Source organism: Pseudoalteromonas sp. BDTF-M6 (assembly GCF_018334135.1).
GTDB lineage: Bacteria > Pseudomonadota > Gammaproteobacteria > Enterobacterales > Alteromonadaceae > Pseudoalteromonas.
This window is the reverse complement of the sequence record NZ_JAGXTQ010000003.1, coordinates 14,108-27,506: the sequence shown is the minus strand read 5'-3', so window position 1 is coordinate 27,506 and position 13,399 is coordinate 14,108. Positions and strand designations below refer to the sequence as shown.

Here is a 13,399-nt window from a genome sequence, read left to right as displayed (position 1 = left end):
TCATTCGTACGGCCTTTTTTAATGCCCGGCGTTTGGGTTAGTAAAAAAATGTTCCGGGATCCCCTGAGCAGTTAGTAAAATCTTGGTTTGTTCCTAAAAATTATATCAAGACACTTGGTAAAATTTTGCTTTAGGCCTCATTTGAGGGGCTATTTAGCCCTTTTTGTGCCCCTTTGCTTCGGGCATAGCTTGACCTGGTTAAAAGCTGATCCCAATAAAAAAGGGCCATTCGGCCCTTTTGCTTGCAACACACAGTGGTTAGAACTGATTCATGGTATTGGCTTCACCGCCTGCCTTAAGCGCATTTTCACCGGAGAAGTACTCTTTATGGGTATCACCTATGTTCGAACCGGCCAGATCCTGGTGTTTAACCGAGGCCTGCTCGCGGCGGATCTCCTGACGTTGAACGTCGCGTACATAGGCCAGCATACCCAGCTCTCCGAAGTAGCCTTCGGCGAGAATATCCGTGCTTAGCGCCGCCGTATGGTAAGTTGGCAAGGTGATCAGGTGGTGGAAGATACCTGCTTCACGGGCACCGTCACGCTGGAAGTTACGTACAAGCTCATCGGCAGCAACCGCCAGCTCCGAGCTATCCAGGCTCGCATCCATTAATACCTTGGCATCCGCTGTTGGATCTGGGTAGGCGCTTAGATCGCGGCCTTCAGCCTGCCATTGTGCGAAAACCTGCTCACGGAACTTCAATGTCCAGTTGAATGACGGAGAGTTGTTATACACCAGCTTGGCGTTTGGTACTTGCTCGCGCACTCGGTTTACCAGTTCGGCAATTTGCTGCACATTCGGTTTTTCGGTTTCAATCCACAGCAGGTCGGCGCCATGCTGCAAGCTGGTGACACAGTCCAGTACCACGCGGTCTTTCTCGGTTCCAGCACGGAACTGGTAGAGGCCGTTGTCTAAACGTACCGGCTTGCACAGCTGGCCGTTAAGCTTAATCGCCATTTCGTTGTCTTCCAGGTCATCGGCGCCGCTAATAGGCTGAGCGTCTAGGAAGTCGATGTACTGGCTGGCGAGATCGCCTGGCTCTTTACTGACCGGGATTTTTTGCGTCAAGCTGGCACCCAATGAATCGGTACGGGCCACGATAATGCCGTCTTCCACACCCAGTTCTAGGAAGGCATAACGTACGGCGTTGATTTTCGCCAGGAAGTCTTCGTGCGGTACGGTCACCTTACCGGCCTGGTGACCACATTGTTTGGCATCGGATACCTGGTTTTCGATTTGAATGGCACAGGCGCCCGCTTCAATCATCTTCTTGGCCAGCAAATAGGTGGCTTCTTCGTTACCAAAACCGGCATCAATATCGGCGATAATAGGCACCACATGGGTTTCAAAGTTATCGATTTGAGCTTCGATAGCCGAGGTGTCTGCGCCGCTTTGCTGCGCCGCGTCCAGGGCTTTATAAAGGTGGTCCAGCTCACGGGCATCGGCCTGTTTTAAGAAGGTGTAGATCTCTTCAATCAGTGCCGGAACCGAGGTTTTCTCGTGCATACTTTGATCGGGAAGTGGACCGAACTCGGAGCGCAGCGCCGCAACCATCCAGCCGCTCAGATACACATAACTGCGTTTGGTGGTCTTTTGATGACGCTTAATGGCCATCATCATTTGCTGCGCCGTGAAACCATGCCAGCAACCCAGAGACTGAGTGTATTGGCTCGAATCCGCATCATAAGCGGCCATGTCTTCACGCATGATTTTGGCGGTGTATTTGGCAATATCCAAACCGGTTTTAAAACGGTTTTGCAGTTGCATACGCGCCGCATACACAGGGCTGATGCTGCTCCAGCGTTGACCATTGTGTTGGCATAGCGTCGCTAAACTGTCGATCTGTGCGTTGTACTGTTTCATTGTCGGTATCCTTTGAACGAGTAGGTGGTTATGTTTAACGACAACATGGGTGAGAGGTTGCCGCGTTGTATTTTTACCCTAGGCCGTTTTTTGAGGATTTATTAAATTTATAGTTATTATTACCGCTATATTCTGAGTGAATAGGTTTGGTGTTCACATTCACATATTTTCGTTTACAGTGAAATAACACTTGTTCGTTTAAAGGAATTGCTCATGACTCAGCGCATCTCGCACAGCGGCCTGTCTATTGACGCCACGCTCTATGAGTTTATTACTCAAGAGGTACTGCCCCAGACCGATATAGACGGCGATACCTTGTTCTCCGGTGTTGCCGATATTATCAAGCGACTTACTCCCATCAACAGAGCCTTACTGGCCAAGCGTGAGACGCTGCAGCAGCAGATAGATTCCTACTATCAGGGCAATACCGAGCATAATCTTGATGAATACACGGCGTTTTTGCGCGAGATAGGTTATTTAGTTGATCCCCCCGAGTCCGTGAGCATAGAAACCACCAATGTGGACGCCGAAATTGCTACCATGGCCGGCCCGCAACTGGTGGTGCCGGTGAGCAACGCCCGTTTTGCCCTCAATGCCGCCAATGCCCGCTGGGGCTCTCTTTACGATGCCCTCTACGGCAGCGATGTGATTGCCGAGCAGGAAGGCGCCGAGCAAGGCGGTGGCTATAACCCGGTGCGCGGCTTTAAGGTGATGGCTTATGCTCGTCAGTTTCTCGATCAGGCCCTGCCGCTAAGCAGCGGCTCGCATATCGAAAGTACCGAGTACGCCATTAACAATGGTGAGCTGGTTGTGACCCTGGGGGATTCTCAGCAGGTGAGCTTGCAAAACCCGGCCCAGTTGCTCGGTTTTCAGGGTCAGCCCCAACGCCCTTCGGCCTTACTTTTCTGCCATCATGGTTTGCATTTTATTATTGCCATCGACCCGCATCATCGCATTGGTCGTGATGATAAGGCCGGAATTAAAGACATCATTATGGAAGCGGCGCTCACCACTATTATGGACTGTGAGGATTCGGTCGCGGCGGTCGACGGTGAAGATAAAACCAATGTGTATCGCAATTGGTTTGGCCTCATGATGGGACAGCTGAGCTGCAGCTTTAACAAAGGCGGCGAGCAGCTTGAGCGTACATTGAGCCCGGATCAGCACTTTACCAAGCTGGATGGCTCGCAATTAACCCTGCACGGGCGCAGCCTGATGTTTGTTCGTAATGTCGGCCACCTGATGACCAACCCGGCGATCCTCGATAGCGAAGGCAACGAGGTGTTTGAGGGCATCATGGATGCCGTCTTTACTAGCTTATGCGCCCTGCCCGATTATCACGGTCGTAGCAAGCTGGCGAACTCTCGAACCAAGAGCATTTATATTGTTAAGCCCAAGATGCATGGCCCCGAAGAAGTGGCCTTTACTGAGCAACTGTTCACCGAGGTGGAGCGTTTACTTGGGCTTGAGCCATACACCATTAAAATGGGCATTATGGATGAGGAGCGCCGTACCTCGGTTAATTTAAAAGCTTGTATCGCCAACGCCAAACACAGGGTGGTGTTTATTAATACCGGCTTTTTGGATAGAACCGGCGATGAAATTCACACGGCAATGGAAGGCGGTATCGTCTTACCTAAGGCCAAGATCAAAGAGCAACCTTGGATTGATGCCTATGAAAAGCGTAATGTGAGCATAGGCTTGGAATGCGGTCTTAGCGGTAAGGCGCAAATCGGTAAGGGCATGTGGCCTATTCCCGATAAGCTGGCCTTGATGATGGAACAAAAAGTGGGTCATGTGCAATCCGGGGCCAATACCGCCTGGGTACCCTCCCCTACCGCGGCAACCTTGCATGCCCTGCACTATCATGCGGTCGATGTGTTTGCGGTGCAAAAATCCTTGCCAACACTTGGTGCCGAATCTTTAGCGGCCTTGTTGACGCCGCCCATAGACAATCCCCAGCAACTGAGTCCGGAAGATATTCAACTGGAGCTCGATAACAATGCCCAGGGAATTCTCGGCTATGTGGTGCGTTGGGTCGAGCAAGGCATAGGTTGCTCTAAGGTACCGGACATTAACAATGTGGGCTTGATGGAAGACAGGGCAACGTTGCGGATCTCCAGCCAACATATTGCCAACTGGCTACATCATGGCGTCTGCAGCGAAGAGCAAGTGCGTAATACCATGGCGCGCATGGCCAAGGTGGTGGATGAGCAAAATGCCGGTGATCCCAACTATCTCGCCATGGCTGGGGATGAACAATCCCTTGATGCAAGTCTTGCGTTCCAGGCGGCGCAGGAGCTGGTATTTAAAGGCTGCGAGCAGCCCAGTGGCTATACCGAGCCGCTGTTGCACCACTATCGTCGCCTGTTTAAGGAAGAGTTGTAAGAAGTGTAAAGCCCCTTTACACAAAAAAGCCGGATATTAATCCGGCTTTTCTTTTTTGGCTTAGTTGCTGCGCTTACTTGTTCACAATGGCATTGTGATACACGTTCTGCACATCGTCGCAGTCTTCAAGCATGTTCATAAACTTCTCGAAGTTGGCGATATCGTCTTCGTCGGTGATCTCAATGTGCGTTTGTGGCACAAAGGTGATCTCGTCGATTTCAAAGTTGATGCCATCGAATGCTTCACTAAGCGCAGTCTTGGCTTTGAAGTACTCGGTGTGCGGTGCAAATACAGAAACCTTGCCGTCTTCTACTTCTACATCGGTCACGTCCACGTCGGCCATCATCAGTGCTTCTAGCACGGCTTCATCGTCATCACCTTCAAAACCTAGGATGGCCAGGTGATCGAACATGTGCGCAACACAGCCCGGGCTGCCAATCTTTGAGTCGGTTTTGGTAAAAGGTAGACGTACATCCTTAATGGTACGGTTTGGGTTGTCTGTTAAACAGTCAACGATAACCATGCAGTTACCCGGGCCATAGCCTTCGTAACGCGCCGCTGAATAATCTTCGCCAGCGCCGCCGGCGGCTTTTTCAATGGCTTTATCGATTACGTGTGCCGGTACCTGATCTTTTTTCGCTTTATCGATCAAGCGACGAAGAGAAAGGTTGGTCTCTGGGTCAGCACCGCCGTTTTTTGCCACGACGTAGATTTCTTTACCGTATTTTGAGTTTACTTTTGTTTTTGCCGCAGCGGTTTTCGCCATGGCGTTTTTACGAACTTCAAACGCTCTGCCCATTTTCAATCTCTCAAGTTTGAATTTAATGCTTTGCTCGATTTTAACAACTCGCAGCACATTGGGCTAGTACCATGTTTTTATTAAAGCCAGGGTCACAGAGTAAAATGTAAAAAATATCACTATTTAACATAACTCAACCAGGGCGGGTAATTCACTAAAGCAGCGGATCACATAATCGGCCTGGCTGGCATAGTCGGGAATGGTGTGCGGTGCATACAGGCATGCACGCATATTGGCATTGTGCGCGGCTTCGATATCGTATCTATAGTCGCCTACATACAGTAGATGTTTTACCTGCATCTGCCAGCGCTCGGCAATATGTAATAAGGCGCTGGGATCGGGTTTGGCGGGTGCATGGTCTCGGGTAAGCACCAGATCTATGGGAATGGGATTTCGGCTCATTTTAATGCCCGTGGCCTGCTCCGAGTTACGTGTCACTATGGCCATGGGTATCTGTGCCTTGTGCAAACTGGCGAGTGATTGAGCCACCTGTGGCAAGAGCACGGCTTGCTCGGCGTCGGCCAGCTCATGGTCGAGGATCACCTGTTCGGCATGGCGTTGACCATCGCTGTCCAGACGAGTGATAAATTCCAGTATATCGTCGCCATGAGCACAGTTTATTTGCTCGCGAATAAGGGCAAAATCTAACTGGGAACTAAATAAGGTGCCATCCATATCAAAAATAACACCATGTAATGGTTCATTATGATGCCTGCCCATGCCCTACTCCTCGTTTCGCTTATATGGGCAATGTAGCAGTAAAGACTGTGGAAGGCGACCCCGAAATTATCCCCTGCTCCCAAATCCCGTCTGTCGTTGTGACATTTGAAATTAACTCCATAAATAACAGTTGCTTGTGGTTTTTATTATGAGTACAGGCCGAGTTTAATTGAACCTGCTGTAAAGGGGGTTTACAGAGAATGAGTAAAATATTGGTGGCGGGGGTTGCAATTGGTATTTATTTAATTTTAGAATCCCCCACTTTTTTAATTCGTGAACAATAAAAAAGGGACATCGGCGGTCTGAATAATCAGAGTAAGTCGATATATAAAGTAAGCGAAGGGATGTTCACTTGATTCGCACATAGCAAAGTGTATGTGGTGGTGCTATGGATTTTTATGTCCTTAAAAAGAAAAACGAGTTAATTGCCATTCCTGCCGACGAGCAGCATTGTAAACAGTATCTGGATAATGGCTATTTCTATATAGATAAGGTTGCGGCCTGTGACGAGCGCACCGCTATTCGCCATTTGCAGAGCAAATATCAACGTAGCATGCGTTTACCCTTGCTTATAGTAGCCATTGCCATCCCCGTTTTGGTGATCACCTGGTGGCAATTTACCCACTAAAGGAATGGCCGCGGTAACAAGTTTTCCGTGATATAGTGAGGACATTATAAGTCTAATCACTTTATTTCATGCGCTTACTTCACACCTCAGATTGGCACCTTGGGCAGCTTTTTTACGAACATGAACGCATTGATGAACATCAGGCGTTCTTATCCTGGCTACTCACGCAACTGCGCGAACAGGCCGTTGATATCCTGCTGATCAGCGGTGATATTTACCATACCGCGACGCCCCCGAGTCAGGCCGAAAAGCAGTTTTATCAGTTTATAGAAGCCGCTAAATCGGCCTGCCCCGAGCTCGAGATAGTGGTGATCGCCGGCAATCACGACTCCGCTAAGCGTATCACCACGGCACAGCCCCTGCTGGCCCAGTTCGATACCCAGGTCATCGGTCACTTTCAGCAGCAAGCGCCCGAGCTGAGTGCGGTTAACATCACCAAGAATGGCCAACATTGCCTAATATTGGCACTTCCCTATTTGCGTGCCTGTGATATCGCCGGCACCAGCCAAAGCTACAGTGTCTCGGTGCAACAAGCCTATAGCGATATGTTGGCGAACAGCGAATTCGATACCAATACCAATATTATTGCCATGGGGCACTTACATGCTCGCGGCGCGGCGGTTAGCGAAGACTCAGAGCGCGCTTTGGTGATCGGTGGTGAAGATGCAATAGGTGCCGATGTTTTCCCCAAGGAGGCCAACTATGTTGCCCTTGGTCATCTGCACAAGGCGCAGTCTGTCAATGGACAAGATCATATCCGCTATAGTGGTACGCCCTTCGCCATGTCTTTTAGTGAGCGTAACTATCGCCATCAATGTTTGTTGGTTGAGGTAGCCAATGGTGCGCTGCAAAGTGTCAACCCCCTTTACATTCCCGCTTTTAGAAAGCTGCACCTGCTTCCGGAAGGTGGCGTGGTGCCACTTAAGGAGCTGTGTGAGCAGCTGAGCGCCCTGCCCGACGGTAATGTGCAACCTGGCTATATTCGTGTTCGCTTGTCGAGTAAAGAGCTGAGCCCGGACTTTCGAGAGCAAATAGACAGCGCATTAACGGGGAAGAATATGCTGTTTTGCGGTATAGAGCGAGTAAGGGCGCAACAGAAATCAAGGCAGGAAGAGATAGAACTCCAGGACCTTACTCAACTTGAGCGACTTAATGCCGAGCACCTGTTGTCCGTGGCCCTCGAGGAACACGCTGAGCTAAGCGAGGAGGATCTCAATGATGAAATTAAAACTCTGTTTTCCCAGTTAGTTGCCGATGTTGAGCAGGAGTTAAGACATGAAGATTAATCGCCTGCAAATTCATAACCTGGCTTCTTTGGTGGATGCGGACATCGACTTCACCAAGGCGCCGCTGAGCGATACCGGTTTATTTGCCATCACCGGCGATACCGGTGCCGGCAAAAGTACCCTGCTTGATGCCCTGTGTCTGGCGCTCTATGACAAGACCGCACGTCTGAGCAATGAAAATACTCAGAAGGTCGATTTTAATGGTGATAACGTGCGCCTTAATGACCCTCGTCATCTGCTTCGCCGCGGCACCGGCCTAGGCTGGGTGAAGGTGGACTTTAATGCCATAGACGGACAGCAGTATCGAGCCTTATGGCAGGTGACAAGGGCACGTAAAAAAGCCCAGGGGCGACTGCAAGCCCCCACCCATGCGCTTTATCAACTGCCCAGTGAGCAGCTGGTGTGCGATTCCAAGTCGGAAACTAAAAAATACATTGAGCGTTTGGTTGGTCTTAACTTTGATCAGTTCTCCCGAGCCGTGATGTTGGCACAAAACGAGTTTGCGGCCTTTTTGCGGGCGCAGGGAGACGAACGTGCGGCATTGTTGGAGCGTTTAAGTGGAACACAAAAATACTCTCTCGTCGGTCAGCGGGTTTTTGAGGGCTATAAGGGCAAACTCAATGAGGTGACCCTGTTCCAAGCCAATATGAATGCAGTGCATCTGCTGAGCGACGACGAGCTCGCCAGTTTGCAGCAACAGCAACAGCGGCAAACCCAGGAGCAACAGCAACGCAAACAACAAAGCGGTGTGTATCAGCAGCAGTTGCAATGGTTTACCAACGAGCAAAGCATGCAGAGCGAGCTGCATGCCCTGCAAGGGCAGCTAAGCGAGGTGGGCGAGCAATTACAGCTTCGTCAGGACGAGTTTAAACAAGCCGAGCTGAGTGCCCGGTGTCGACAAATTAGCGACAATATAAGCAATACCGCACGATTGACGCAGCGTTTGCAGCAAGATGAACAGCGCTTAGAGACATTAAAGCGCTCCGATGCACAAGCGCAAACCGAGCTGGCACAGCAACAGTTAAAACAGGCCGAATTGGAACACCGTCAACTGCAGAGTCGCCTCAATGAGCAAAAGCCAGCTTTGCAGCAGGCCATTACCTTGGATATTCAAGTGCAGCAACTTCGCCAGGGACAAGCCGATCGTGAGCAACAGCTGATGACGCAAAACCGCGAGCAACACCAGTTGCAAGGGCAAGCTGAGCAGTTGCAACGGCGTGCCGAGCAGTGGCAAGCACAGTTACAGCAAAGCCAGGAACAACTGAGCACTCAGCCCTGGCTTGTAGAGTTAGTAAAAAATTGGTCTCACTATCAGCATCTATGGCAGCCGATCACCCTTTATTATCAGTCACGAGAGCAAAAAAATAAGCAGTTACAGGAACATAAAAGCGAGCTCCTAAAACTCGATAATGGCCTTAAAAGACTCGCCGACCAATTAGCTTTGACTCATGGCGCGAACGCTGAACAGGAACAGCGCATAGCGCAACTTGAGCAACAATTGCAGCATCGGTCACCGGCAGCGCTGCAACACAGTCTCAATGACTGGCAACAGGGATTAGCACACTATCGGCAGTGGCAATCCCAGGGGCTTAAAATAGCTCATTGGCGCGAACAGCAAACGCAATATAAGCAACAACTCGCGCAGTACCAAGCGCAACTTGAGCCGCGCGAAAGGCAAACGGAATTATTGCAGCAAGAGGTCACAAACGCCGAGCAGGCCTATGGCCAGGTGCAATTACGCGCCAGTGAAAGGATCAGCGCTTTACGTACTCAGTTAAATCAAGGCGAGCCTTGTATGGTGTGCGGCTCCTGCGAGCATCCATTCGCCGTTGAGGCAGGCCAAAACAGCGCTTTTGAGGCCCTTTTGGCTGATTTTGCCAGCCAGCGTCAGCAGGCTAAAGAGGCCTTGGATCAGTATTTAACCCACAGCCACGAGCTGCAAACTGCAGCCCGGTTGGCCGAGCAACAACTTGGTACCCTGGCTGCGAGCCTTACAGAGGCGCAGCAGCAACAGGAGCAGATAAGCGCGCAGCTGTCGTCTCTGTGCCCTGAGCTGGCCACGGAGCAATTGAGCGAGCCGTATTTCAATGAGCAGTTGCAGGCTCTGGAACAGCAGTATCAAACCGCCATTGCCCTGGAGCAGGAGTTAGTAAAAATACGATCCGCGTTACAGCAGGGAAGAGACCAGGCGCAACAGCAACAGCAGCAACAGCGCCGGTTTGAGCAGCAGAGTCAGCAACAGCAGTTACAGTATCAGCGTCTTGATGATGAGCTCAGTGCCGAACAGCGGCGCTGCCAGCTAAGTATCGCACAGCTGCGCGAAGTCTTTGCCGACGCGCCCTGGTGGCAAGAGGACCCCGCTTATCTGGCCTCATACTGGTCGCAGTTGCAGCAACAACAACAAGAGTTTGAGCGGGCGCAGGTAAAAATATCCGAGCTGCAACAGCAGCTTAGTGACAATAAACCAGCGCTGGATCAGATTTTTACCAAGTTGTCCTCCTGCCAAGCCCAGCAGCAGACTTTGACTCAGCAGCAACAAAACGCAGAGACAGAGATCACTAATTTACTAACTCAACGCCATGCTCTAATCGCGCAAGATCAGCAGCCGCAGCAATTGCTGCACGAGTTGGAGCAAGCGCTGGAGCACCGCGCCAGCGCCTTGCAAGGGGCGCAGCACAGGCTACAGCAGGAGCACAGCCGACTCGAGCGCGAACGTAATGAATACGAGCACTTGGTAAAAAATTGCTCTCAGTTACAGCTGGATTTAAACGACCTGGAAGCCACCTTTACTCGCTGGTGCAGTGAACACTTCACGCCCGAGGACAAAATTGACCGGGAGCAGATCCGAGTTTTACTAAGTCGAGATGGCGCCGAGGTTGATGCCCTGCTGGCTCAGCAACGGACATTGCAGCAACAACAGGTGCGCCTGGAGGCGCAGTTGGCGCAAACGCAGCAACGCCAGAATGCCCATCAGCAACAGCGCCCGCAGCAGGCGCAAGGCGACATAGAGGCACATAAAGCGGCCCTAGACGATGAATTTGAGCAAACACAGCAAGCATTAACGCTTATTGCCGCCAAGCTTGAGAATCATCGTCAGAACGTCGCTAAGTTGGCCGATCAGGCTGAACAATTGCAGCAGCTCCAAGCCGAGCTCAGTACCTGGGCCACCCTTAACAGCGCCTTGGGTGATGCTCAGGGTAAGCGCTTACGTAACCTGGTTCAAAGCCAGACACTGGCCATTTTACTTGCCTATGCAAACCAACATTTGCAAACCTTGTCAAAACGTTATCGTCTCACCCGTATCCCCGGCACCTTGGATATCGCCATTATCGATCAGGACATGGCCGACGAGCAGCGCAGCGTCAATACGCTCTCCGGTGGTGAATCCTTCTTGGTGTCTCTGGCGCTGGCATTGGGGCTCGCATCTCTGTCTTCTAACAAGGTGAAGATTGAGTCCTTGTTTATCGACGAGGGCTTTGGCACATTGGATGCTCAGACATTGAGTGTTGCCATGGATGCGCTCGATAACCTGCAGGCGCAGGGGCGCAAGGTAGGGGTGATCTCCCACGTTGCCGAGCTCACGGAGCGGGTAGCCACGCAAATCAAGGTGGTAAAGCGCCCTGGCGGATATTCGCAGATACGCTGTGAATGAGCTATAAGCTAAAAATAGCCAAATTAAGGAACCATTATGCCCAGCTTTTTAGGTGAAGAAGCCAGTAACTATGACCAACGTATTCGTCGTCTGGTGCCGGGTTACGACTTATTGCAGCAGTTAACCCAGGCCCAGTGTCAGGCAGCCCTTAACGAGGATGCCCGGGTGCTTGTGGTCGGCGCCGGAACCGGCACCGAGATTATCGCCTTGGCCAAAGCCAATGCCAAGATGCGCTTTGTGGCCCAGGATATTTCCGCCGACATGTTGAAGATTGCCTGGCAGGGCTTCGAGGATTCGGGAGTAAGCGATAGGGTGCACTGTCATTGTGGCAGCGTGGACGAGCTTGAAGGCAGCTTCGACGCGGCGCTGTGTTTACTGGTATTGCATTTTGTTGCCGATAATGGCGATAAGGCCGACTTATTAAGTGCCATGCGCCAGCGTTTAAAACCCGGGGCCTGGATGTGGTTGGCGGATCTGATGAAGCCGCAGACGCCTTTTGAGCGCGATGCGCAGTTTATCGTTTGCCAACAGCTAGGCCTGACCGATATCGGCGTAGAGCGTACTCGGCATAGCTTTGAGCACGAGTTTTATCCGCTTGATCGTATGCGCCTGGCGGAGCTGTTAAATCAGACGGGCTTTGGCACCGCTCAGTGTTATTTTAAGGCTCTCAGCTTCAGCGGTTATGCAGTGCGTTGCCAATAGATAGGATAATAAGGACTAGGTACACACCTAGTCCTTGGCAAAGCCGAAGGTGTGACTCGGCAGCAGTTCGTTTATCAGCTGACACAGCTTAGCTATCTTTATATTGCTTAGCTGGCGATAATCAAAATAAGGGCAAACTATCACTCCATTTTTCTGATCCACGGCAAATTCCTTATCCAACCAGATCAGATTTATACCAAGTGCCAGCTGTGCGGCCAGCTCCTGCGCATAGGTGCGACCGGCAATCACATGTAAGGCCTGGTTGTCGAACTCAGGTGTGCTAAACAGTAAGGCCGTATTGCTGTGCTGGCGCAGCAGCAGCTGATCCCGTAATTGTTGCCAACTTTCTAACTCTCCCACCATGCCTTGTGCGCCGTGCAGAGCAAACAACCATTTTGCGTAGACATTAAACACCTTGCGCCAGCCATTGCCGGCTTCGGCGTTAATTTTTTCTATGGCTTCTTTATCCAACGCCAATAGGGTGTCGAGTTGTTGAAACTCGACAAGGGGAGGGCGATTTTTCACATAAACGCGGATGGCAGCATCGGCGGCACCAAATCCTATAGCCTGCGGCATAATTTTCGTCTTGTTGTTAGTAAAATAGCGATCCAATTATACCCATTACTTCGTACTCATCTAAAGTGATTACTAAGACTTCTAAGCTAAGGAAAAACAATGAAAATCGCCATAACTAACAAGATCATTATTTTACTAACTTTGTTGCTCAGCGCCTGTACTTCCATGCCAGAGCAAGTTACGCCGGTTAGCCCGTTTGAGCTTTCCCGTTATACCGGTACCTGGTATGAAATTGCCCGCATGCCGCACTCCTTCGAAGAAGGCCTATCCAAGGTGACGGCCACCTACAGCATAAACGAAGACGGCTCGGTGAAGGTTCTAAACAAGGGTTTTAATGCCGAGGCGGGGCAGTGGAGCAGTGCCGAAGGCAAGGCTAAATTTGTGGACGGGAGCGATGTAGGGCATTTAAAGGTATCGTTTTTTGGCCCTTTCTACTCCTCATACGTGGTGTTTAAGCTGGACCAGGAAGCGTATCAATACGCCTATATCAGTGGTTTTAACACGGATTACGCCTGGTTGCTGGCACGAACTCCCGAGGTTGAACCGGCCCGTGTTGAAGACTTTAAACGCGAATTGGCGGCACGTGGCTTTGCGGTGGATAAATTGATTATGGTGACGCATTAGTTGCCTAAGCCGAAGCTAAGAGAGTCATCATAAAGTTGTAAAGGGGGTTTACAGATCATTATTTTACCAAGTTAAGATGGCAACGTTAGTAAAATATTGATCTCCAGCCCATGGTTTTAATCCCGTTGATAGAATCAGTTGGTAAAAACCAGTCTTATTGT

Annotated in this window: 10 protein-coding genes; 6 read left to right on the top strand and 4 right to left on the bottom strand. The window is 50.7% G+C overall.

The features are described 5' to 3' along the window. Positions 1 to 258: 258 nt before the first annotated feature. Entirely contained in the window at positions 259 to 1,863 is a 1,605-nt protein-coding gene (locus tag KD147_RS07365) for an isocitrate lyase (RefSeq protein ID WP_105254301.1), read from the bottom strand. A gap of 213 nt (positions 1,864 to 2,076) precedes the next feature. On the opposite strand from KD147_RS07365, the gene KD147_RS07360 reads away from it, so the two are divergent. Continuing rightward, complete coding sequence (locus tag KD147_RS07360; protein WP_212547379.1) at positions 2,077 to 4,251, top strand: malate synthase G; 2,175 nt, start codon at positions 2,077 to 2,079, stop codon at positions 4,249 to 4,251. 73 nt (positions 4,252 to 4,324) lie between these two features. Here the strand turns inward: KD147_RS07360 and KD147_RS07355 are convergent, their stop codons facing one another. Together KD147_RS07355 and KD147_RS07350 are read right to left on the bottom strand one after the other, a co-directional pair. Beyond that, positions 4,325 to 5,050, bottom strand: a complete 726-nt coding sequence (locus tag KD147_RS07355) for a YebC/PmpR family DNA-binding transcriptional regulator (RefSeq protein ID WP_105254694.1) — start codon at positions 5,048 to 5,050, stop codon at positions 4,325 to 4,327. 123 nt (positions 5,051 to 5,173) lie between these two features. Continuing rightward, entirely contained in the window at positions 5,174 to 5,770 is a 597-nt protein-coding gene (locus KD147_RS07350; protein WP_105254303.1) for an HAD family hydrolase, read from the bottom strand. A 388-nt stretch (positions 5,771 to 6,158) separates the two neighbouring features. Between KD147_RS07350 and KD147_RS07345 the strand changes: the two genes are divergently transcribed. From KD147_RS07345 to KD147_RS07330, 4 genes are all read left to right on the top strand, one after another. Then, positions 6,159 to 6,398 carry a hypothetical protein gene (locus KD147_RS07345; RefSeq protein ID WP_212547378.1) on the top strand — a complete coding sequence of 80 codons (240 nt, stop codon included), beginning with the start codon at positions 6,159 to 6,161 and terminating at the stop codon, positions 6,396 to 6,398. 68 nt (positions 6,399 to 6,466) lie between these two features. Beyond that, a complete protein-coding gene (locus KD147_RS07340) occupies positions 6,467 to 7,684 on the top strand; it encodes an exonuclease SbcCD subunit D C-terminal domain-containing protein (protein WP_212547377.1) in 1,218 nt (405 codons plus the stop codon). After that, positions 7,674 to 11,336 (top strand): AAA family ATPase, encoded by a 3,663-nt coding sequence (locus tag KD147_RS07335; protein ID WP_212547376.1) that lies wholly within the window; start codon positions 7,674 to 7,676, stop codon positions 11,334 to 11,336. The genes KD147_RS07340 and KD147_RS07335 overlap by 11 nt, the downstream gene beginning before the upstream one ends. Before the next feature lie 36 nt (positions 11,337 to 11,372). Continuing rightward, entirely contained in the window at positions 11,373 to 12,038 is a 666-nt protein-coding gene (locus tag KD147_RS07330) for a class I SAM-dependent methyltransferase (protein ID WP_212547375.1), read from the top strand. 27 nt (positions 12,039 to 12,065) lie between these two features. On the opposite strand, the gene KD147_RS07325 is transcribed toward KD147_RS07330, so the two are convergent. Next, positions 12,066 to 12,614, bottom strand: coding sequence for a DUF6942 family protein (locus KD147_RS07325; protein WP_212547374.1), 549 nt, complete (start codon positions 12,612 to 12,614; stop codon positions 12,066 to 12,068). 99 nt (positions 12,615 to 12,713) lie between these two features. Between KD147_RS07325 and KD147_RS07320 the strand changes: the two genes are divergently transcribed. Further along, positions 12,714 to 13,238, top strand: a complete 525-nt coding sequence (locus KD147_RS07320; protein WP_212547373.1) for a lipocalin family protein — start codon at positions 12,714 to 12,716, stop codon at positions 13,236 to 13,238. The last annotated feature ends 161 nt before the right edge of the window (positions 13,239 to 13,399 follow it).

Coding starts and splice junctions, on each gene's coding strand:
- KD147_RS07365 (WP_105254301.1), bottom strand. CDS start 1,863: ATGAAACAGTACAACGCACAGATCGACAGTTTAGCGACGCTATGCCAA.
- KD147_RS07360 (WP_212547379.1), top strand. CDS start 2,077: ATGACTCAGCGCATCTCGCACAGCGGCCTGTCTATTGACGCCACGCTC.
- KD147_RS07355 (WP_105254694.1), bottom strand. CDS start 5,050: ATGGGCAGAGCGTTTGAAGTTCGTAAAAACGCCATGGCGAAAACCGCT.
- KD147_RS07350 (WP_105254303.1), bottom strand. CDS start 5,770: ATGGGCAGGCATCATAATGAACCATTACATGGTGTTATTTTTGATATG.
- KD147_RS07345 (WP_212547378.1), top strand. CDS start 6,159: ATGGATTTTTATGTCCTTAAAAAGAAAAACGAGTTAATTGCCATTCCT.
- KD147_RS07340 (WP_212547377.1), top strand. CDS start 6,467: ATGCGCTTACTTCACACCTCAGATTGGCACCTTGGGCAGCTTTTTTAC.
- KD147_RS07335 (WP_212547376.1), top strand. CDS start 7,674: ATGAAGATTAATCGCCTGCAAATTCATAACCTGGCTTCTTTGGTGGAT.
- KD147_RS07330 (WP_212547375.1), top strand. CDS start 11,373: ATGCCCAGCTTTTTAGGTGAAGAAGCCAGTAACTATGACCAACGTATT.
- KD147_RS07325 (WP_212547374.1), bottom strand. CDS start 12,614: ATGCCGCAGGCTATAGGATTTGGTGCCGCCGATGCTGCCATCCGCGTT.
- KD147_RS07320 (WP_212547373.1), top strand. CDS start 12,714: ATGAAAATCGCCATAACTAACAAGATCATTATTTTACTAACTTTGTTG.